This window comes from Aeromonas sp. QDB11 (assembly GCF_027705265.1).
In the GTDB taxonomy this organism is placed as follows: domain Bacteria; phylum Pseudomonadota; class Gammaproteobacteria; order Enterobacterales; family Aeromonadaceae; genus Aeromonas; species Aeromonas allosaccharophila.
In genome coordinates this window covers 12,620-31,977 of record NZ_JAPDBM010000056.1, presented here as the reverse complement: position 1 = coordinate 31,977, position 19,358 = coordinate 12,620, and the positions used below count along the sequence as shown (strand labels likewise).

Genomic DNA, 19,358 nt, shown 5'->3' with positions numbered 1-19,358 from the left:
CCAAAGGGATCAGACTGTAAATCTGACGGCTCTGCCTTCGAAGGTTCGAATCCTTCTCCCTCCACCATCATTCAGAAGACCCGGCCTCGCGCCGGGTTTTCGTTTTGTATACCTACCCACTCATTTCTGCCCTTGTCAGATCTGACAGTTGCAATTGCATCCGATCTTGCTCATCGTGACATCATCGACATCAGAGTATTCACATCATGTTTGAAGTCTGGGACGAACAGGGTCACGCTACCGGTCTGACACTGCAGGCGCTCAAAGTCAGAATTAGCAACGACTATCAGGGCGATCTGATGGTGCGCTACAGCAACAAGCTGGGACTTCCCACGACCCTCTTTCTAACAATCCATCAGGGCGTTGCCTATCAACGCTTCAAAGCCGGCTCACCAAAACTGGATTGGGAGTGGCTGGCCGGTGCAGGCAATGGTCACAGCCCCCGCGACTTTATGAGTGAACAGTTTCCACTATTTCAGCTCTCCCTCGATAGCTGAGTCGCTCTCGCTCAACTGCCGCAACTCCTCGATGATGTGCTGCAACCGGGTGCGAAATAGGGCCAGTTCGCTCATACAAACCGGCGCCCCGAGCTGACGGATCTTCTCTTCCAGTCGCCATGCCTCTTCGGCGAGCTGCGGCGCCATCATCATACTGATGGTGCCAGCCTGACGATGTACCCAATTGGCCAATGCCTTGTCATCCTGTGGCTGCTGCGCCATCGCCTGTTCAAGCTCCTGACGAAAGAGCGGAAACATCTGCCGCAATTTGTCACCTTGGCCAAAAAATGCCGCCATGGCAGCGACATCAATCAAGGGGGGCGATGGCAAGATGCGCCACTTCTGCAACATCTGACGCAGCCCGTCCAGCAGCACCGGCTTGCCCAGAAGATCGTCCATGCCCGCGGCGAAACAGCGTTCAGCCTGTTCCGGCAACACATTGGCCGTCATGGCGATGATCAGTGACCGCTCGCCCTGCTCGGCTGCACGTATACTGCGCGTGAATTCATAGCCATCCATCACCGGCATCTGGCAATCACAGAGCACCAGATCATAGGAGTGCTGTGCGACCATTTCGAGGGCCTGCTGGCCGTGCTCCGCCAGATCGCAGCTCAGACCAAGCTGCCTGAGCTGGCGCATCACCAGTGTCTGGTTGAGGGGATTATCCTCCACCAGCAGCACTCGACAAGGCTGCATGAGCGCGCTCTGTGTGCTCTTTCGCATCGCTGATGTGGCTGTCCCATCGCTCAAGCCAAGCTGGCGATAGCAGACTTCCCGCACCGCATGCCAGGTCATGGGGTTGCTGTTGAGCAGATAGCGCCCCGCCTCGTAGCGATAGCCGAGGGGTGATGTCAGTGGCAACACACAGATAACCCCTTCAGGCGCCTGCAGATTGTCACTGAAACGCAACTCGGCGTCGCTGTGCTGCGTGGTGCGCTCAATCCCCAGTGCATCGAGGTGCAACAGCAGGGTGTGACACAACTTCTCGTCATGTAGCTCGACAGAAGCCAGCATCCTGTTCAGACGGGGATCCGGCTCTCGCTGCGCCAGTACCGGCAACGTGACCGTCAGGGTGATGAAGGTGCCAAGCCCGGGGGCACTCTCCAGCGTGATCACACCACCCATCAGGCGAGCCAGGGTCTGACAGATACTCAGCCCCAGCCCGCTGCCACCATGGCTGCGGGTGGTGGAACTCTCCGCCTGTTCAAAGGCGTTGAAGATCCGGTCACGCGCCTCGGCACTCATACCGATGCCGCTGTCGCGCACGCCGAAGCGCAGTTGCTGTTGCCCCTCCCCCTGTGCCAGCAGTTGCACCGAGATCTCGATAAAGCCCCGCTCGGTGAACTTGATGGAATTGCTGACAAAGTTGAACAGGATCTGGCGCAGACGCAGCGCATCACCGCTTACCCGGGCTGCCACACCGGCATCCGCCCACAGGTAGACGCGCAACACCTTGCGGTGTACCTCGCTCACCGTCATGGTCAGCACGCTGTCGAGCAGCTCACGGATAAGGAACGGGGCTTGTTCGAGCTGCATCTTGCCCGCCTCCAGCTTGGCGAAGTCGAGCACGTTGTCGATCAGCGCATGCAGCCCCTGGGCACCGCGGTTGATGACCTCCACCATCTGGCGCTGATCCTGGGTCAGCTCGGTAAAGGTGAGCTGTTCCGCCATGCCGACGATACCATTCATCGGAGTGCGAATTTCGTGGCTCATGGTGGCCAGAAACTCCCCTTTCTGGGTGGCGGCTGACTCAGCCTTGGCCTTGGCACTGGCCAGTGCGGCCTCAACCTGATGACGACGGACTATCTCCTGACGCAGCCGCCAGTAAGCCACCGACAGCACCAGAATAAAGAGCGTAATCGCCACCCCGGCGGGCAGCAAAGTGCGCAACAGTTTTGCTCGGGGGATCCCCTCGCTATAGTTCAGCGCCAGCCAGCTATTGCGGATCTGGCGCTGCTCCTTGTCGCTCATGCTGGCAAACACCCTATTGACCAAGGGCAGCAAGGGGGCATAAGGCTCACGTACCGCAACGGCCAGCTCATCCTTGAAGGGAGTGGGCGCGGCAATATGGAGTCGGTCATCAAACTGCTCGGTGATAAGACGGGAGACCACCACCAGATTGCCGATATAGGCATCCCCATCCCCTGCGGCGACACGGGCGAGCCCCTCGCTGGCATGGCGGGTCGTGGTCAGTCCAAGATCGGGTACCAGTGCCCTGAGCTGGGGGATCAGCATGCTGTCGGTCAGCAGCAGCTTTTTGCCGGCCAGATCGGAGAGATCCCCGATCGGCAGGCTGCCGCGCGCCGTCACCAGCACCATCGGGAATGATGCGAAGGGCTCGCTGGCATGCCACCCTACCAGTCGCTCGATGATGCGGGTGGGCAATACCGCCAGCTCCACATCGTGATGCAGCAGCAACTGCTGCAGATCGGGCCAGCCCTGCACCGGCACACGGCTGTATGCCAGCCCCAGCTTCTCTTGCAGCAAGTCCAGATAATCCACCATCAAGCCGACCGGGTTGCCACCCTCATCGTGATAAGAGAAGGGCACCCAGCCAGGGATCAATCCCAGCTTTAGCGGTGGCAGCATCGAGAGCCAGTCTCGCTCATCGGGACGCAGCAAAAAATTGCTGTGGCCCATGAAATTGGGGGTCAGGCTCTCCCCCAACCAGCGTTTCTCCAGTTCACTGCGCGCCTCGACCGTCAGCGCCTGAATGGCAGTATCAAGCCGGATAGCAAGGGAGTGCTTCTGACTGGCGACGCCAAGATGCAGAGTTTCCATCAACAAGGGAGACTGGGCGACCACCGCCAACGCCGGGTGACGCTCGATAAACAGATTGGACACATGAAGGTTGCCGATATAGGCATCTGCCTGCCCTTGTTCAACCGCCCGCAATGCGCTGCGCGTATCGACAAAGAGCCGGGGGGTAACATTCGGATAATGCAGCTTGACCAGCTTCTCGGTCAGAAAGCCTTTTTCGATGGCAATGCTCGCTGACTGCAACTGGCTCACATCCCGAAACAGAGCACTGTCCTGGCGCACCACCACCACGGTCGGCGAGGTGTAGTAAGGCAAGCTATAAGTGACGCACTGGCGCACCTCGGAGTTAAAGGCATCGAGCAGGATATCCAGCTCGCCACGGCAGGCGTCGGCGTACATAGCTTCCCAGTCTGGGTAGACCTGCCAGGCAATCCGGTAGTCCAGCTTGTTGGCTAATTGTTCCATCAATTCAACGCTAAAGCCGGCTGCAACCTTGCCGTCCCACTGCTGAAACGGGCCCCACCCTCCGGCCAATATGCCTACTTCAATCGTGGGTACAGAAGGCCCCTTTGCCGCAAATACGGCAGGCGTCAAGAAAAAAACAGAGACAATAATTATGAATCGTTTGATTAATGACATAAGCGAATAATATATAGGCATAACGATTCACGTATATTTACCAAAAGATAGAGGCACCTGAAAAAATAGGGTGCGCACGGTAGTATAGAAATGCTAGCTTTGATAGTCTGAATATTATTCACCGTTTTATAAGAGGCTCATCCATGTCCTTCAAGATTATTCTTGCTGATGACCACCCCTTGATTCTGACCGGGATCCGCAGCCTGATTGAACAGATACAGCCTCACTGTGAAGTAATTGCAGAAGCACACCAAGTATCTGACTTGCTTGTATTATTGCAGCAGCATCATTGTGATCTGCTGATCACTGACTTCAGCATGCCAGGAGATATCCGCAGCGATGGCATGGTCATGATCCAGCAGTTGCGCCGTGATTATCCCACCCTACCCATTATTGTGCTGACCCAAATCCAGAACAGTGGCATCTTGCAATCCCTTATTCAGGCAGGGGTCAATGGTCTGATACTTAAAAAATCGGTTATCAACGAACTGGCCGATGCCATTCGCCAGATATTACTGGGCCATCGTTATATTGGCCCGGCGGTAAAAATGCTGCTGGCCAATGCAGGCATAACTCATCACAACAACATCAATCCGCTGACCGCCAAAGAGAGTGAAGTTGTGCGTCTGTTGGCCAGCGGCATGTCGGTCACCCAGGTTGCCGACTATCTTCACCGCAGCGTCAAGACCATCAGCACCCAGAAAAAGAGCGCCATGATGCGGCTCGGCCTGCAAAGCGATAGCGCCCTCTTTGACTATGCCAAAAGCAGCGGCCTCTGCTAATCGATGGCAGCATCAAATATCAGGGTGACATCGCCTTTAAAAGTGGATCCCGGATATTTCATCATCTCGATTACCGTCCCCCCAATGATCTGGAATCGAATTGCACTGTCTGCATTGATAACCGGTTTTCCCTGTACAGGAAGTGAAAATCTGTATTTGTTTATCGTCAACAGAGTCATTTCGTTGTAACTATTAATATAATATGTTTTCAATGGAACTGTTCGCCCTTTGCTATCTCTTAATGCGCACTCGCCACTAGTACTCCATTGATATTGGCAACGCAGTGCCACAGTAAATGGTGAACTAAACCATATCCGAAAAGGAATGTCCTGCTGTAATATTCTTGGCGTCCTCCTCCCATTATAAAGCCAATTAATCCATCCTCCTGGAGGTGACAAAACAACATTACTTAACCCCTCTCCTTCTCGTTTTGGAAAATCTACTCTAAGTTGGTGACGGACGGTCAACTTAATATTAATTTCATGTACCAGTGCGCCCTTATAAACTCCATCACCAAGATCAATGTCCTGATTCCTACCAATAGAGAATTTTAAACTGCCTGTATAGTTTCCATTTGACATTTTAATAGGTTCTGGTGATTCAAGACGAAAACCATATATTATCCTGTCAATCCAATAATAACCATTATCGTCTTCCTGGCTATTAAAATAGCACTCAGCTGCACGACCTTGTGCACTGGATATAATAGAATGTAAAAGCAACTCAGAAACTGCCGGTGTTCCCCATGCTCTTTCTGTCAGAAAAATGCAGTCGCCACTTATTCTGCTCATTGGTCTAGGATGAGATCCATAAAGCTGCATTTTTTCTGTTTCAACCCCAATATGGGTAGGAATCATTTTCAACTCATAAGTAGCACCATCTTTATCATTCGTAACAACTATTTTTTGGGGGCCAGAAGTTCGATAATAACTAAGATAGTTTGACTTGCCATTTTTAGAGTGTACAGAACGAAAAACATCCACTGGAAACTGAATGATAGTGGAGCTTTCCAACGGTTTTTTAGGGTCGCAATAATCAACTACAAATGGATAATTTATCTTGCATGGAGTTTTATTTATAAATCTACCACCTTGGTGCTCATAGCTATTTGGAATGTATTCGGCTGTGACATTGAATACTTCCGCATATACTGAATAGCTCATTATGGCTGTAATAATAAAAAGTATAGATGTTATTGTTTTACAGTAATAGTGGCTGAACACCTTAACTCTCCCAATAAAATAATATCCGACTCATCTATGCGACCTTGTTCTCTAGCAAGACTGTTGCAATGAAGGGAACCATTATGTTCCACGCTAAATTCCGGCTGCCGTCGACTCGCCTCCAGCGCAAAGAAGCCATCATTTTCGGTAAATACCCGCCCTATGGGGTTACTGACCATGGCACCGCGCAGTGGCTGATTTTGCTCGTCCAGCAGGCGGCCAATCATGGTGACTGTACTCACGGCATTCACGTGGCCATAACCCACCCCACCGCGGTTAAGGTGATAGGGGAGCACGGTCGGCTTGATGGTGAGCGGCGTCCCCTCGTGGTCGGCCATCTCCAGTTGCAAGGTGCCGCTTTGCAAGGCAGGCACAGAGACCAGATGACGTCCGGGCCCGAGGATCTGCACGCTACCCTGATCGTCACTGACCCGGATCCGCGCCGCCTCGTCATCGGCCTCGATATCGAGGATCATCGCCGCCTCATTGCCCATGCCACCCATATCACGAGAACCCAATGCCATCTCCCCTTCCTGCCCCAACGCCACCACGCTCTCCAGGTTGATGCCGCCTGTCATCTCTGCGTTATAGGAAGAGTGCTGGGCGAACATGTCGCCGCCCAACCAGGGTGACGCGAAACGGCCATAGCCGGATAGACCGGTACCATAGCTGTCGTGGGTGCTGCCGACGCTGACCTGACGAAGCGGCCCCCAGTCCACCTCCTGCTGATAATTGAGATAGGCGCTGCGCTGGGCACCGCCCGAGCGGGAAGTATTGCTGCCCAGCCCCAACGACAACTGGCGATCCTGTCCCCCCAGGTTGACGGTCAGACTCAGGGTGCTGCCGCGATCCCGCTGCTGCGCCGTGCTCTCGCTGCCGGGACGATCGAACAGGGTAACGCCCCAGGTCACCCAACGCCCCCACAGCCGATCGCTATAGTGCCACCCCAGATCGGCACCATTGCCACGGCCAGACTGGTGAGAAACATAGACGCCGAGGGAGCCCCACTTTTCCAGCGACTGCTGCAGTGACAGGCTGGACACCGCACTTGCTTCCCCCTGCTTGCGCAGATTGCGCGAATGGCTGGCCACCAGACTGCTGTTGCCATGCCAGTAGAGCCCCTGCAAATCGTAACCCCACCCGATGCCAACACTCTGGTTGAGGGAGGCAAAGCCGTGGAGCTGACTGGTCGCCTCCCAATCGAGCGAGAGGGAGTGCTGGGCCCGTCTGTCCACATACTGGCTACCTGCGCCCACTACCAACGAGGGAAGCAGCAGGTGGTTCACCGCTACGCCGCCACTGGCCCCTTCCAGATCACTGTCTCCTTGCCGCACCAGCCAGCGGGTCTGGCGTCCGGCAAACAGGTTGAAGCGCCACGGCTCCTCCGGCGTCTGCCAGTTGGAGGGTTTGTAGATCATCTCGCGCCAACGGCGGGTCTCCTGACCATCCTCCAGCAACCGCAGCTCTACCTCGTAGATACCGCCGGGCAGCGATCGGGTATCAAGTGCCTGCAAACCGGATACGACCGGCTGGGACTGGATCAGGTTGCCATCACGATAGATCTCCACCATGCCCTGCCGGACCGGTGCCACCTGGATCGGCGCCAGACTGGGCACCCCGCGCTCCCGGCGCAGCAGATCCGAACTGCCCCACATCATCCCGAGCACTGTGGGGGTAGCGCCACTGTAGTAGTTCGGCTGACGCACCAACCCCTGCGCCGAGGGAAAGAAGAAACCAAGGCGATAAAAATTGGCCTCATGGAGCCGCTCGCCATAAAGCTGAGCCAGGCCGACTTCACTCGATTGCCCCTCCAGCCAAGTGGCATCCCCCTCCATAAAGGGGGTCCACTGCCCCCAGCTGCCCTCCAGCTGCAGGTTGTAGTGACCGTTGCGCTGAGTGCCCTGCACCAGGTTCAGCTGGTTCTGGATCAGCAACCCCTTGCTCTCTTGGGGCAATGCCATAAAGCGCTGATCCCGCGCCTCCAGCTCCACCAGCCCGGTCAGCACCGAGAGCTGGGACTCCTCCAGGCTGTATTGCAATCCCACAATGCCTTCGGGACAGGCCATGTCACACTCGCCGAGTGGCAGCTGGATTCCCAGCTTGCTCAACCAGCGCTCACGTTCCCGCTCATCAAATTCGCTCTCCTGCACATCCAGCAACGAGAGCAGTTGCACCGAGTTATCGCGCCCGAGCAGCACTTCCCCATCACCCAGCAGGCGACCGTCGACAGTGACTCGCACCATCAGGGGGACACCAAAAAAGTGTTCTTCAAACCCCTCTGGTAATTGCCGCGCCTGTTGCAGCAGCAGTGCCGGATCTGCCGCCACCAGCGGGGCAGAGAGCAACAGCCCTAGCAAGAGAAGAAGAGAGCGAGTCATGATTAACAACCTGAATAACAAGGGGCCGAACGGCCCCTTGGGTCTTGATCTGTTATGGATTTAGGTAGCTGGAGGGGCTGGCGGCGCCTCGGATTCAAACATCATGCTGACAATCCCCTGATAGTTGCCGGGCTTGTAGCCACCGGTTGGCGCCACAGCGGGAATAATCTCCAGCCCGACCTGTTTGCCGGTATTGGCATCTGCCTGATTCAACAAGTCAGCAGATGTAGTGGTCAGCGCAACGCCTGCCACCTTGACCGTCAAGCCGATGCTCTCCTTGCCGCTGGCCATGGTAGCGGGATAGACCAGATAGCCCTTGATGGGACCAATGGTGCTCTTCATCTCCAGCTGCTTGGCCAGGGGATCCAGCTTCTGGCTAAAGGGGTTGAAGGTCAGTTTCTGCGGGGTACTCATCCAGTCCCCCACGGGTTGCACATAAAAGTTTTCGGTCGGGATCTGCGCCGTTACCGTTACCGTATGCTCGATACGCTCGGCCGCCATCAGCGAACCGCTCGCCAGCAACAGGGCGGGAAAAAGCGATAACATCTTCATAGCCACTCCTTCAGGTGTGATTGTCGTTCTTGTGATATATCGGGATTCAGAGTTTGAACTCCCTGAATACCGATTTTTTCCCTTCGATCAGTTCAAAACGAACCGTCCGGGTCGCATCTTTACCGAGCTGCTTTTTAACTCCGGGCAGCAGATGCAGTTTCTCTGGTTGACTGCACGACGTTTCTTTTTTGTCGCACAGTTCCAGATAATCGAGAATAACGGTGGCATTGCCCCGATTCTCCACATAGAGAACACCGTTTTCACGGTCAATCCGGGTGTCATAACGGGTCTCTTTGGGTGCCACAAACAAAATGGTGCCAAAACCGGTCATAATGCTGACCCCTGCGCTGATCTGTTGTTGTGGCGGTAATTCGGTGAGTTCATCATCCTGTGGCTTTACCGGGACAAAACGCACCCTAAAATAACGTTCACGTTCCCGTTCCCCCATGTAAATAAAACGGGTAGCCTGCATGCCACCTGCGGGAATAATCAACCGTGAGGGACTGGTCACCAGCTGGCGAACGCCCTCCTCCGGTAGATCCCGCTCCTTGGGCACACCGTCTGCACCATATACAATCTCGGCCAGCGTCATTTTGACAAAAGCCGTTTCATCGCCAATATTGCGAATCCGTTTGAGCAGCGTAGTTTTCTCTGCCGACATATAGTCATATAAAGTGCCAACACTGATATCCGGCGATGCCAAGGCGTTGCCACTGAGCACCAGCAGAAATAAAATAAAAAATTTACTCATATAAAAATTATCACATAGCAAGAAAGAGAAGGCAGTTCAGCAAAGGCTGTCGCTGAAAAATATGAATGAACCGTATATAAACCCCTCGGGCATTATATTTACTTTTTAGTTTGGAGATTCATTGTTGAGGCCAGTCTAGATAATCCACACACCAGACTTAATCGGAATAATCTGATACTTTGCGAGTATTTTACCTGCCAATAATCAGACAATTCCTACAGCCCACATTTAGTGGCTTCCAGTATTATCCACAGCCATAACCGTCAACAGGGATGTGCCATGTTTGCGTTCAAAGAAGAGTTTCCGGTCAGTGACGTGGCCTCCCTGGCGACAGTGGAGATTGCCGTGCCCTTTTATCAGCCGATCGTTGATCGTGATCGGGGGGTCATCGGGTTTGAAGTGCTGGCCAGACGCTGGGATCCTCAGCAGCAATGCTATCGGGGCATCGATTTCCCCTCCCTGAGCGAAGATGAATCCCTGCATCTGGACATCGTCATGCTCAGATCCATCCTGCGCGACCTGCCAGCACTGGCAAAGGGAGGGCCCTATATGCTCTCCATCAACCTCAATCCGGCACTGGGCAGTGCCACCTATCAGAATCTGTTGCTGCTGGTGCTGCTACAGGCTCGCAAACTGGAGATCGCAATCTGGTTCGAGGTGGTGGAGTACGCCCCGCTGCACAGCCAGCATCGGGCACTGATCGAGGTACTACGCAGCCACGGTGCCCATATCGCCTGCGATGACTTCGGCACCCAGGAGTGCAATTTTCAGCGGGTGATGGCGCTGCCCTACGAGATCATCAAGCTGGATCGCTCCCTGCTGCTACAGGCGGTCAAGAGTAGTCATGCCTTGCGCATGCTGACCGGACTGGTGGAGTACCTGCAGCGGCTCGGCATGAAGGTGGTGTGCGAAGGGGTAGAAAACCAGACCCATATCGAGATTGCCAACCGGCTCGGCTGTGACTATCAGCAGGGTTACGCCTACGCCATGCCCGCCCCCCTCTCCCGTTGGGCCTGAGCGGCCCGCTTTTCTAGCTGACTCGCGCTGGCAACCATTCCCTGCCAAATTGCATGATGCGGTGAGGGCGAGTACAATCTCGCACCCCGTTTATCCGGCACATATTCATCTACAGGTGTTTCGGGTATGCCGTCATCGGGCCGCGCTGCATTGAGCCTCCTCTCGGAGGGCATCTTGCACCGCAACTCAACCAATACGGCGCCATCAGGTGGTGCCGTCCTGATTTGCAATCAGATATAAAGAGTCCGCCATGTTTAAACCAGAATTGCTCTCCCCCGCAGGTTCCCTCAAGAACATGCGTTACGCCTATGCCTATGGCGCCGATGCCGTCTATGCCGGCCAGCCCCGCTACAGCCTGCGGGTGCGCAACAACGAATTCGATCACGAAAACCTGCAGCTGGGCATCAACGAAGCCCATGCGCTGGGCAAGCAGTTCTATGTGGTGGCCAATATCCAGCCCCACAACTCCAAGCTCAAGACCTTTATCCGCGACATGCGCCCGGTGGTAGAGATGAAGCCGGATGCGCTGATCATGTCCGACCCCGGTCTCATCATGATGATGCGCGAAGCCTTCCCGGATATGCCGATCCACCTGTCGGTGCAGGCCAACGCGGTCAACTGGGCCACGGTGAAGTTCTGGCATCAGATGGGACTGACTCGCGCCATTCTCTCCCGCGAGCTGTCGCTGGACGAGATCGAAGAGATCCGCATGCAGGTGCCGGAGATGGAGCTGGAAGTGTTCGTCCACGGCGCCCTGTGCATGGCCTACTCCGGCCGCTGCCTGCTCTCCGGTTACATCAACAAGCGTGACCCCAACCAGGGCACCTGCACCAACTCCTGCCGCTGGGAGTACAAGGTGCACGAAGGTAAAGAAGATGACGTAGGCCAGATCGTCCACCGTCAGGAGCCCATCGCCGTGCGTCCCGACAACACCCTGGGCCTTGGCAAACCGACCGATGCGCTGGTGCTGCTGGAAGAGTCCAACCGCCCGGGCGAGTACATGAGCGCGTTCGAGGACGAGCACGGCACCTACATCATGAACTCCAAGGACTTGCGCGCGGTCGAGCACGTCGAGCGATTGACCAAGATGGGCGTTCACTCGCTGAAAATCGAAGGCCGCACCAAATCCTTCTACTATTGCGCCCGTACCGCTCAGGTCTATCGCAAGGCCATTGACGATGCAGTGGCGGGTCGTCCGTTCGATCGCAGCCTGATGGGCACCCTCGAGAATCTGGCCCACCGCGGCTACACCGAGGGCTTCCTGCGCCGTCACAACCACAGCGAATACCAGAACTACGACTACGGCTACTCCGTCTCCGACACCCAGCAGTTTGTCGGCGAGATCACCGGCCGCAACGGTGACATGGTGGAAGTCGAGGTGAAGAACAAGTTCCTGGTGGGCAACAGCCTGGAGCTGATGACCCCGCAGGGCAACCTCAGCTTCAATCTGGAGCAGATGCAGAACCGCAAGGGCGAGCTGATCGACACTGCACCGGGCAACGGCCACGTGGTCTATGTGCCAGTACCGAAGGAAGTGGACATCAACTACGGCATCCTGCTGCGCAATCTGGGCGAGCGTCAGGATACCCGTCAGCCCCACTCGGCGGCCTGAGATGGCACTGCTCATCACCGACAAGTGCATCAACTGTGACATGTGCGATCCCGAGTGCCCCAACCAGGCCATCAGCCTGGGGGATGAGATCTACGAGATCGACCCCAGTCGCTGCACCGAGTGCGTCGGTCACTATGAGAAGCCGACCTGTATCAGCGTCTGCCCTATCGACTGCATCATCTGGGATCCCGCGCATGTGGAGACCGAAGATCAGCTGATGGAAAAGTTCGTGCGGATGCACCGGCAGTAACTCCGGCATCAGCGTCTGCTCTACATGGACTGCATCTTCCGGGATCACGCCCATGTGGAAACCAACGATCAGCTGATGGAAAAGTTCGTCCGGATGCACAGGCAGTAACTCCGGCATCAGCATCTGCTCTACATGGACTGCATCTTCCGGGATCCCGCCCATGTGGAGACCGAAGATCAGCTGATGGAGAAGTTTGTGCGGATGCACAGGCAATAGCTGATGCACAGACCGTAAAACGAAAAAAAGGCCGAGCAATCGGCCTTTTTTGATCCGGCGTTCAGTAGCTGGTCATCACTTGCCGACCAGCCGGCTCAGCTGGTCCAGCTCGCGCTGGGCCTCCAGCATCCTGGTCTGGGACTCCTCCAGCTTGGCCTGTTGCTTGGCAATTTTCTCCGGCTTGCCACTCACTCTTGCCTCCTGCAACTCGAGCAAGCGCTCGTCCACCTCGCCACGCAGCTTGTGAACCCGCTCTTTCTGCTCCCTGAGCAACCCCTCATCGGTGCAGTTGGCCTTGATATTGCGCGCGGCCTGCTCCAGCCCGGCAATCTGCCCGGCATTGTTGTGTGCTTTGGCAAACACCAGCTGGTCGTTGACGGCCTGCAGACGCGCCTTGCAACCGACCGCTTCACTGCCATAGGCCTGACCCGCCAACAGCAGCAACCCTATTCCTACACTTTTCCACATCTTGATTTACCCGGTCATGTTTGCGAACTGACCATAAGAACCGTGTTTCGCCAACGGGTCAAGCAAGCAGGGAAAAGGTGCGACAGAAGTTGTGCGACATCACGCATTCATCACCCTATTGGTTCTACAATGAGGCCTTTTAGGATCAGGAGTCTCTTATGAATCAACAAATTGTGGTGATTGCCAACGGCGCCCCCTACGGCAGCGAATCCCTGTTCAACGCACTGCGCCTCGCTATCGCCCTCAACGAGCAGGGTGGTGCCAGCCTGAAGCTGTTCCTGATGTCTGATGCGGTGAGCGCGGCGCTGGCCGGTCAGTCACCGGCGGAAGGGTACAACCTGCGCCAGATGCTGGAGATCCTGCTGGCTCAGGGCGTCACCATTCGCCTGTGCAAGACCTGCACCGATGCCCGTGGCATCACCGCCCTGCCACTGATCGAGGGCATTGAGGTCGGCACCCTGCCGATGCTGGCCCAGTGGAGCCTGGCCGCCGACAAGGTACTGACCTTCTGATCGTCTCTGCTTGCCCTGCACTCCCCCACTTGTGCCACTGAGTACCTCACATCAGGCAAAGTGGGGGTCATTTCGCTCCCTCGCTCCTCAATGACTACAATGTCAGTTGCCCATTCTGCTTGCCCTGCACCGCTTCACGGACAGAGTAATGGCCCAGCCATGGACAGAGGACGACGATGAATCCGACCGAACAGACCCTGCTTGAGCAGATGCGCATCACCGAATTCGAGATTGCCCATCGCAAGGAGTTGCTGCTGCTCAGCGAGCAGGATGTGGCGCTGCTGGCGAGCTATTGCGGCAAAATAGAGCCACGGATCGATGCCCTGGTCGATCGCTTCTATCAGCAGCAGACGGCCATCACCGAAATCGCCCTGCTGATCGGCGATGCCGATACCCTCACCCGATTGCGCACCGCACAACGGCGTTATGTGCTCGATCTCTTCAGCGGTCATTACGATCTGGAGTACGTCAACAACCGGCTGCGGATCGGGCTGGTTCACAAGCGGATCGGGGTCGAGCCCAAACTCTATCTGGCCGCCATCAACACCCTCAAGGCCCTGCTGATCGAGGATATTTTCGAGCAGATCCGCGATGAACCGGAGCGCCTCGTCATGCTGGCCGCGCTGGACAAACTCTTTCTGTTCGATATCACCCTGGTGTTCGAGACCTATATTCGCAGTCTGGTGTCGGAAATAGAGTCTTCCAGAGAGAAATCGGAAAGTTATGCCAAGAGTCTGGAGCAAAAGGTGCGCGAACGAACCAGACAACTGGAGGAGCTGAACCGCACCGATGCCCTGACCGGATTGCTCAACGTTCGCCACCTTAACGAGCTGCTGTTGCTAACCCTGCGCACCTGTCAGCGCCGTGCCGAACCCATGGCCATCGCCTATATCGACATCGATAACTTCAAACAGATCAATGACACCGAAGGACATCAACGCGGCGACGAGATCCTGCGGATCGTCGGCCACTGCATCCGTCAGGTCTTTCGTGCCGAAGACAGCTGCTTTCGCTATGGCGGGGATGAGTTCTGTCTGATCCTGCCCAACTGCAGCGAGAGTCAGGCCAGGGATATCTATCTCAAACGACTGACCCAGGCCATCAAGGGTCAGCTGGAGGATCTCACCCTCAGTATTGGTATCGCCCAGACCGGGCCGGATCACTACGATGACGGGCTCAACCTGATCCGGCTGGCCGACGAGCGAATGTACGCGGCCAAGAAGGCGCTCAAGGAGATAACCCCGGGCAGCACCCACTGATCCCCGGGGCTGGCTGTCAGCCTCGCTTCGTTGCCGCGGGGAGCGAAGCGGGACGAGACACCCTGGCACCCCACTCATAGAGCGCAAAAATCGCCACGCAGAGCAGCGCCATCAGCACATAGAGCAGCTGGCCACTCCACTGTTCGAGGATCCAGCCTCCCAGCAGCGCGCCGGCGGCCCCTCCCAACCCGGCCAGTGCGCTGGCACCAAAGTAGCTCCCCTTGAGATGAGTCGGGGCCATCTGATCGATCAGCACGTTAAGCAGTGGGAACAGGATGGTCTCGCCAATGCTGAGCAACAGCACGGCGACAAACCAGTGGCTGCGCACCGTCGGGTCTCCCAGCGCGAAGAGCAGTTGGGCCGCCAGAAAGAGTGCCATGCCGATATGAAGCCGTACCCGCACCGGCCAGCGTGACAACAAGCGCAGCAGCGGAAATTGCAGCAGCACCACGGTCAGGGCGTTGGTCGCCACCAGCAGAGCAACCAACTCGGCCACCTGCGGCATACCGGCCCGGGTCAGGTACTGCACCAGCGGCGAGTGAAACTGGGAGTAGACCAGCACCATCAGCAGATTGGCCATCACCAGCAGCAGGAAGGCGCGATCCGCCAGCAACACCTTGATGGCATCTCGCAGCCCGGGGCCAGTCGCCCCCGACTTGTCTGTGCTGCCAGCCCGGCGAAATCCCCAGCCAAAGGCCAGTGCCAACAGCAGATAGCTCACCACCAGAAACAGGAAGGTCTCCTGCTGGGCGTTGATCCCGAGGGTCACCCCGAGCAGCGGCCCCAGCGCAGCCCCGAGATTAAGCAGAAAATAGCGCAGGTGCAGTGCCAGCTCCCGCGCCTTGGCCGAGGCCAGACTGTCGGCCATCAGCGCCTTGCCGGGGGCATCGATGAGCCCCGACGAGAGGCCGCTACCCATCACCCCGATCCCGAGCCAGAACACCTCGTGCGAAAAACCGAGCAGACCGAAACAGAGCGTCGCCACCAGACAACCGGCCAGCAGTATGCTGCGCCGCCCGAAGCGATCAGAGAGCCAGCCGCCGTAGAAACTCACCAGAGTGGAGAGGGCCATCGAGCCCCCCAGCAACAGGCCGATGAAGGTGGCCGAGAGGTCATACTCCCGATAGAGCAAAATGGAGAGGAAGGGCCACACCATGTAGTAGCTGGTGCGCACCATGAAAGTGCCCAGAATGACGATCCAGACCAGCGGGGTAAATTGCCTTAAGGTGCGCCACGGCATCGGCCAGCTCCGGGGCCCGATGGGGCCAACAATAACTAAGGGGAAGCCTTCTGTTGTAACAGAGGGCTTCAATAGAAACAACGCTCGCTCACCATCAAGGTGCAACCGGATGCAAAAAGGCCAGCCGGAGTGGTCCGGCTGGCCTTTTTATCACGGCACGTTCTTCTGGCTAACGCCAGAGGGCCAGGCTTAGCGCCAGGGGCTCTGTTGCCACAGCCGCCCCAGTCCGGCTTCCAGCGCCTGCGCGCCCTGCTGCCCCAGCTTCTGGGTCAGGCTTTTTGGCTTGCGATAGCTGATGCCGACCACCTTGTGGTGGCTGGCCTGCGCCAACAGGTAATCATCGCTGGTGCAGAGGGTATCCACCAGCCCCAGCCCCTTGGCCTGACTCGCCAGCCAGTGCTCGCCGGTCGTGACCCGATCGATATCGAGTTGCGGGCGGTGCTCGGCCACAAAGGCCTTGAAGCGCTCATGGATCGCAGCCAGCTCCTCGCGAAACTTCTCGCGCCCCAGATCGTCGTTCTCACCGAACATGGTGATGGTGCGCTTGTACTGCCCAGCGGTGTGCATCTCGAATTCGATATCGTGCTTTTTCAGCAACTTGTTGAAGTTCGGCATCTGGGCGATCACCCCGATGGAGCCGACGATGGCAAAGGGGGCAGCCAGGATCTTGTCCGCCACGCAGGCCATCATGTAGCCGCCGCTTGCCGCCACCTTGTCGATAGCCACGGTGAGCGTGATGTCCTTGTCCCGCAGACGCTGCAGTTGGGAAGCGGCCAAGCCATAGCCATGCACCACGCCGCCACCGGATTCAAGCCGCAGCAGTACCTCGTCGCCGGGTTGGGCCACGCCGATCACCGCGCTCACCTCTTCGCGCAGGGAGGCCACCTCTTTGGCATCCATGCTGCCGTTGAAATCGAGCACGAACAGGCGACTGCGCTCATCACCCGCCTTGGCGCGCTTTTTCTGCTCCTCTTTCTGCTGTTTTTCCAGCACCTTGCGCTCGGCCTTGCTGGCGAGCGCGCTCTTGAGCGCAAACTGCCCCTGCTCCAGCTCGCTCGAGAGATCGGTCACCACCAGCTCGCCCTTGCGCGCTTTCGGCTGGCGAGTGCTGACGATCATCAGAATGATGGCGCCGATGGCCAGCAGGAAGGTCACTGTCTTGGCCAGAAACAGGCCATATTCGGTCAAAAATGTCACGATGGACTCCACAATGGATCGGTTTTCGTCACATTCTAGGGAGTTTGACGGAGGCGCGCAAAAAATCGCAGCCAGTGCCGGGAAAAACCAACCCGAGCATCACAACCTCTCTATTTTCTTCACATTTTTCTTGCCGCTGGCTGGTCAAACGGGCGCGCGGATCAGTACACTTGGCGCCGATTGCCATGCACTTATGGCCGGAATTTGTTAACAGGAGTTGTCATGCTCGATTATCAGGCACCCCGCGATCTGCTCAAGGATAAAGTCATTCTGGTCACCGGTGCCGGCGACGGGATCGGCCGTGAAGCCGCCCTCACCTACGCCGCCCACGGTGCCACCGTGATCCTGCTCGGCCGCACCAGTGCCAAACTCGAAGCCGTGTATGACCAGATTGAAGCCGCCGGTTATCCGCTGCCCGCCATCGTGCCGGTAGATCTGAAAGGGGCCACCGCCGCCCACTACCGCGGCATGGCCGAAACCTTCGCCCAGCAGTTTGGCCGCCTCGACGGCGTGCTGTTCAACGCCGGTCTGCTCGGCACCCTCTCTCCGTTTGAACACATTCAGGAGAAGGAGTGGGACGAGGTGATGCAGGTCAACGTCAAATCGGAATTCCTGCTGACCCAGGCACTGCTGCCGCTGCTGCGCCAGACCGCCAAGGCGCAGGGCGAAGCCTCCATCGTCTACACCTCCTCCAGCGTGGGACGCAAAGGGCGCGCCTACTGGGGCACCTATGCCATCTCCAAATTCGCCATCGAGGGGATGATGGAAGTGCTGGCCGACGAGCTGGAAAACACCGGCGTGCGGGTCAATACCCTCAACCCGGGCGGCACCCGCACCAAAATGCGCGCCAGCGCCTTCCCAGCGGAAGATCCCATGAACCTCAAGACCCCGGCCGACCTGATGCCCCTCTACCTCTACCTGATGGGGTCGGACAGCCGCGGCAAAACCGGCCAAACCTTTGTGGCCCAGCCCAAATAAATCAATAAAATACCCAGAGTGTTGTACGGCAGGGGTTAAATTGAATAGGGAGCACAGGCTCCCTGTAGCAGCCCCTGACCATCCTATCTCCAATCAGGTTGAACTATGTTTCGTCCCAAGAGCACGTTTGAGCAATGGCGGATCTTTCAGGCGGTGGTCGACTGCGGCGGCTACGCCCAGGCGGCCGAGGCGCTGAACAAGAGCCAGTCCTCCCTCAATCATGCGGTTGCGAAGTTGCAGCAGAGTCTGGGCGTGCCCTTGCTGGAGGTGCGCGGCCGCAAGGCGGTGTTGACCCCGGCGGGCGAGATCTTCCTCAAGCGGGCCCGTCAGTTGAGCCAGCAGGTGGAAGAGCTGGAGAATCTGGCCAACAACCTGGAGCGGCAGTGGGAGCCGCAGATCAACCTCTATGTCTCGGCGTTGCAGCCAAGGGATCGCCTCTATCGGGCGCTGGCCAGCTTCTATCCCCGCAGCCGGGGTTGCCGGGTCAACCTGCACGAGCGCATTCACTGCCACTTCAACGCCCTGCAACCGGGAGATCTGATGCTCTCCGAGCACCTGCCCGGCGATCGCACCGGCCTGTTGCTGGACGAGGTGTGCCTGCTGCCCCTCTGCGCCGCCAGCCATCCGCTGGCACAGGAGGAGGGGCCCATTCGCAGCGATGTGCTGATCGGCTACAACCAGATCAGCCTCCATCCCCCCATTCACCGCTCGGTGGACTGGAACGATGCGGATGACACCGGCTGGAAGGCCACCCACTACCACGAAGTGCTCGCCATGCTGCGCCTCGGTCTCGGCTATGCGTGGCTGCCGCGCCATCTGGTGGAGCGGGAGCTGGCGGAAGGCTCACTCATACAGCTGGATCTGGATAGCGGCAACGAGCGCCACCTCTACACCTACCTGCTGACCCTCTCCCCCGAGGCCCTCGGCCCCGCGACCGAGCTGCTGCTACGCTGCCTGCGCAACGAGTATCAGGGCGAATCATCGCCGCTTCCGCACACCCAGCCCCAGCACGGCAAATAACAGTCAG

At 57.3% G+C, this 19,358-nt stretch carries 17 protein-coding genes and 1 pseudogene; 10 read left to right on the top strand and 8 right to left on the bottom strand.

Annotation, left to right across the window (positions count from 1 at the left end; all coding sequences use genetic code 11):
- The first annotated feature begins 206 nt into the window (after positions 1 to 206).
- On the top strand, positions 207 to 497 hold the full coding sequence (locus OKC40_RS16995; protein WP_111807730.1) for a hypothetical protein: 291 nt from the start codon (positions 207 to 209) through the stop codon (positions 495 to 497).
- Here the strand turns inward: OKC40_RS16995 and OKC40_RS16990 are convergent.
- A complete protein-coding gene (locus OKC40_RS16990; RefSeq protein WP_270796109.1) occupies positions 471 to 3,917 on the bottom strand; it encodes an ATP-binding protein in 3,447 nt (1,148 codons plus the stop codon). The two genes, OKC40_RS16995 and OKC40_RS16990, sit on opposite strands and share 27 nt — an antisense overlap.
- Positions 3,918 to 4,039: 122 nt before the next feature.
- Between OKC40_RS16990 and OKC40_RS16985 the strand changes: the two genes are divergently transcribed.
- Positions 4,040 to 4,678, top strand: a complete 639-nt coding sequence (locus OKC40_RS16985) for a response regulator (protein ID WP_270796106.1) — start codon at positions 4,040 to 4,042, stop codon at positions 4,676 to 4,678.
- Here the strand turns inward: OKC40_RS16985 and OKC40_RS16980 are convergent.
- From OKC40_RS16980 to OKC40_RS16965, 4 genes are read right to left on the bottom strand one after another with little or no spacing between them, the layout of a single operon-like run.
- Positions 4,675 to 5,901, bottom strand: coding sequence for a hypothetical protein (locus OKC40_RS16980; RefSeq protein ID WP_270796103.1), 1,227 nt, complete (start codon positions 5,899 to 5,901; stop codon positions 4,675 to 4,677). The genes OKC40_RS16985 and OKC40_RS16980 overlap by 4 nt on opposite strands.
- Positions 5,871 to 8,279: a TcfC E-set like domain-containing protein gene (locus OKC40_RS16975; protein WP_270796102.1), complete on the bottom strand. Its 2,409-nt coding sequence runs from the start codon at positions 8,277 to 8,279 to the stop codon at positions 5,871 to 5,873. Before OKC40_RS16975 ends, OKC40_RS16980 begins: the two co-directional genes overlap by 31 nt.
- Before the next feature lie 60 nt (positions 8,280 to 8,339).
- Complete coding sequence (locus tag OKC40_RS16970) at positions 8,340 to 8,831, bottom strand: CS1 type fimbrial major subunit (RefSeq protein ID WP_270796101.1); 492 nt, start codon at positions 8,829 to 8,831, stop codon at positions 8,340 to 8,342.
- 46 nt (positions 8,832 to 8,877) lie between these two features.
- Positions 8,878 to 9,582: a hypothetical protein gene (locus OKC40_RS16965; RefSeq protein WP_270796099.1), complete on the bottom strand. Its 705-nt coding sequence runs from the start codon at positions 9,580 to 9,582 to the stop codon at positions 8,878 to 8,880.
- Positions 9,583 to 9,861: 279 nt separating this feature from the next.
- Between OKC40_RS16965 and OKC40_RS16960 the strand changes: the two genes are divergently transcribed.
- The 4 genes and pseudogenes from OKC40_RS16960 to OKC40_RS16940 form a co-directional block, all read left to right on the top strand.
- Positions 9,862 to 10,599 (top strand): EAL domain-containing protein, encoded by a 738-nt coding sequence (locus tag OKC40_RS16960; RefSeq protein ID WP_270796096.1) that lies wholly within the window; start codon positions 9,862 to 9,864, stop codon positions 10,597 to 10,599.
- Between the two features lie 250 nt (positions 10,600 to 10,849).
- Positions 10,850 to 12,211, top strand: a complete 1,362-nt coding sequence (trhP, locus tag OKC40_RS16955) for a prephenate-dependent tRNA uridine(34) hydroxylase TrhP (protein WP_042658165.1) — start codon at positions 10,850 to 10,852, stop codon at positions 12,209 to 12,211.
- A 1-nt stretch (position 12,212) separates the two neighbouring features.
- A complete protein-coding gene (locus OKC40_RS16950; RefSeq protein ID WP_042658166.1) occupies positions 12,213 to 12,461 on the top strand; it encodes a YfhL family 4Fe-4S dicluster ferredoxin in 249 nt (82 codons plus the stop codon).
- A 132-nt stretch (positions 12,462 to 12,593) separates the two neighbouring features.
- Positions 12,594 to 12,677 (top strand): annotated as a pseudogene (locus tag OKC40_RS16940) (YfhL family 4Fe-4S dicluster ferredoxin); the annotation flags it as partial.
- Positions 12,678 to 12,752: 75 nt separating this feature from the next.
- Here the strand turns inward: OKC40_RS16940 and OKC40_RS16935 are convergent.
- Complete coding sequence (locus OKC40_RS16935; protein ID WP_234604949.1) at positions 12,753 to 13,145, bottom strand: DUF1090 domain-containing protein; 393 nt, start codon at positions 13,143 to 13,145, stop codon at positions 12,753 to 12,755.
- Between the two features lie 158 nt (positions 13,146 to 13,303).
- On the opposite strand from OKC40_RS16935, the gene OKC40_RS16930 reads away from it, so the two are divergent.
- Together OKC40_RS16930 and OKC40_RS16925 are read left to right on the top strand one after the other, a co-directional pair.
- Positions 13,304 to 13,657: a DsrE/DsrF/TusD sulfur relay family protein gene (locus tag OKC40_RS16930; RefSeq protein WP_234604952.1), complete on the top strand. Its 354-nt coding sequence runs from the start codon at positions 13,304 to 13,306 to the stop codon at positions 13,655 to 13,657.
- A gap of 176 nt (positions 13,658 to 13,833) precedes the next feature.
- A complete protein-coding gene (locus tag OKC40_RS16925) occupies positions 13,834 to 14,916 on the top strand; it encodes a protoglobin domain-containing protein (protein WP_058052795.1) in 1,083 nt (360 codons plus the stop codon).
- Between the two features lie 16 nt (positions 14,917 to 14,932).
- Here the strand turns inward: OKC40_RS16925 and OKC40_RS16920 are convergent, their stop codons facing one another.
- Positions 14,933 to 16,156 carry an MFS transporter gene (locus OKC40_RS16920; protein ID WP_270796090.1) on the bottom strand — a complete coding sequence of 408 codons (1,224 nt, stop codon included), beginning with the start codon at positions 16,154 to 16,156 and terminating at the stop codon, positions 14,933 to 14,935.
- Positions 16,157 to 16,345: 189 nt separating this feature from the next.
- On the bottom strand, positions 16,346 to 17,353 hold the full coding sequence (sohB, locus tag OKC40_RS16915; protein WP_270796087.1) for a protease SohB: 1,008 nt from the start codon (positions 17,351 to 17,353) through the stop codon (positions 16,346 to 16,348).
- Between the two features lie 222 nt (positions 17,354 to 17,575).
- Between sohB and OKC40_RS16910 the strand changes: the two genes are divergently transcribed.
- Positions 17,576 to 18,331: a YciK family oxidoreductase gene (locus tag OKC40_RS16910; protein ID WP_042061343.1), complete on the top strand. Its 756-nt coding sequence runs from the start codon at positions 17,576 to 17,578 to the stop codon at positions 18,329 to 18,331.
- Between the two features lie 105 nt (positions 18,332 to 18,436).
- Positions 18,437 to 19,351 (top strand): LysR family transcriptional regulator, encoded by a 915-nt coding sequence (locus OKC40_RS16905; protein WP_042061340.1) that lies wholly within the window; start codon positions 18,437 to 18,439, stop codon positions 19,349 to 19,351.
- Positions 19,352 to 19,358 lie beyond the last annotated feature (7 nt).

Coding starts and splice junctions, on each gene's coding strand:
- OKC40_RS16995 (WP_111807730.1), top strand. CDS start 207: ATGTTTGAAGTCTGGGACGAACAGGGTCACGCTACCGGTCTGACACTG.
- OKC40_RS16930 (WP_234604952.1), top strand. CDS start 13,304: ATGAATCAACAAATTGTGGTGATTGCCAACGGCGCCCCCTACGGCAGC.
- trhP (WP_042658165.1), top strand. CDS start 10,850: ATGTTTAAACCAGAATTGCTCTCCCCCGCAGGTTCCCTCAAGAACATG.
- OKC40_RS16975 (WP_270796102.1), bottom strand. CDS start 8,279: ATGACTCGCTCTCTTCTTCTCTTGCTAGGGCTGTTGCTCTCTGCCCCG.
- OKC40_RS16985 (WP_270796106.1), top strand. CDS start 4,040: ATGTCCTTCAAGATTATTCTTGCTGATGACCACCCCTTGATTCTGACC.
- OKC40_RS16970 (WP_270796101.1), bottom strand. CDS start 8,831: ATGAAGATGTTATCGCTTTTTCCCGCCCTGTTGCTGGCGAGCGGTTCG.
- OKC40_RS16925 (WP_058052795.1), top strand. CDS start 13,834: ATGAATCCGACCGAACAGACCCTGCTTGAGCAGATGCGCATCACCGAA.
- OKC40_RS16920 (WP_270796090.1), bottom strand. CDS start 16,156: ATGCCGTGGCGCACCTTAAGGCAATTTACCCCGCTGGTCTGGATCGTC.
- OKC40_RS16990 (WP_270796109.1), bottom strand. CDS start 3,917: ATGCCTATATATTATTCGCTTATGTCATTAATCAAACGATTCATAATT.
- OKC40_RS16960 (WP_270796096.1), top strand. CDS start 9,862: ATGTTTGCGTTCAAAGAAGAGTTTCCGGTCAGTGACGTGGCCTCCCTG.
- OKC40_RS16950 (WP_042658166.1), top strand. CDS start 12,213: ATGGCACTGCTCATCACCGACAAGTGCATCAACTGTGACATGTGCGAT.
- OKC40_RS16910 (WP_042061343.1), top strand. CDS start 17,576: ATGCTCGATTATCAGGCACCCCGCGATCTGCTCAAGGATAAAGTCATT.
- OKC40_RS16935 (WP_234604949.1), bottom strand. CDS start 13,145: ATGTGGAAAAGTGTAGGAATAGGGTTGCTGCTGTTGGCGGGTCAGGCC.
- OKC40_RS16965 (WP_270796099.1), bottom strand. CDS start 9,582: ATGAGTAAATTTTTTATTTTATTTCTGCTGGTGCTCAGTGGCAACGCC.
- OKC40_RS16905 (WP_042061340.1), top strand. CDS start 18,437: ATGTTTCGTCCCAAGAGCACGTTTGAGCAATGGCGGATCTTTCAGGCG.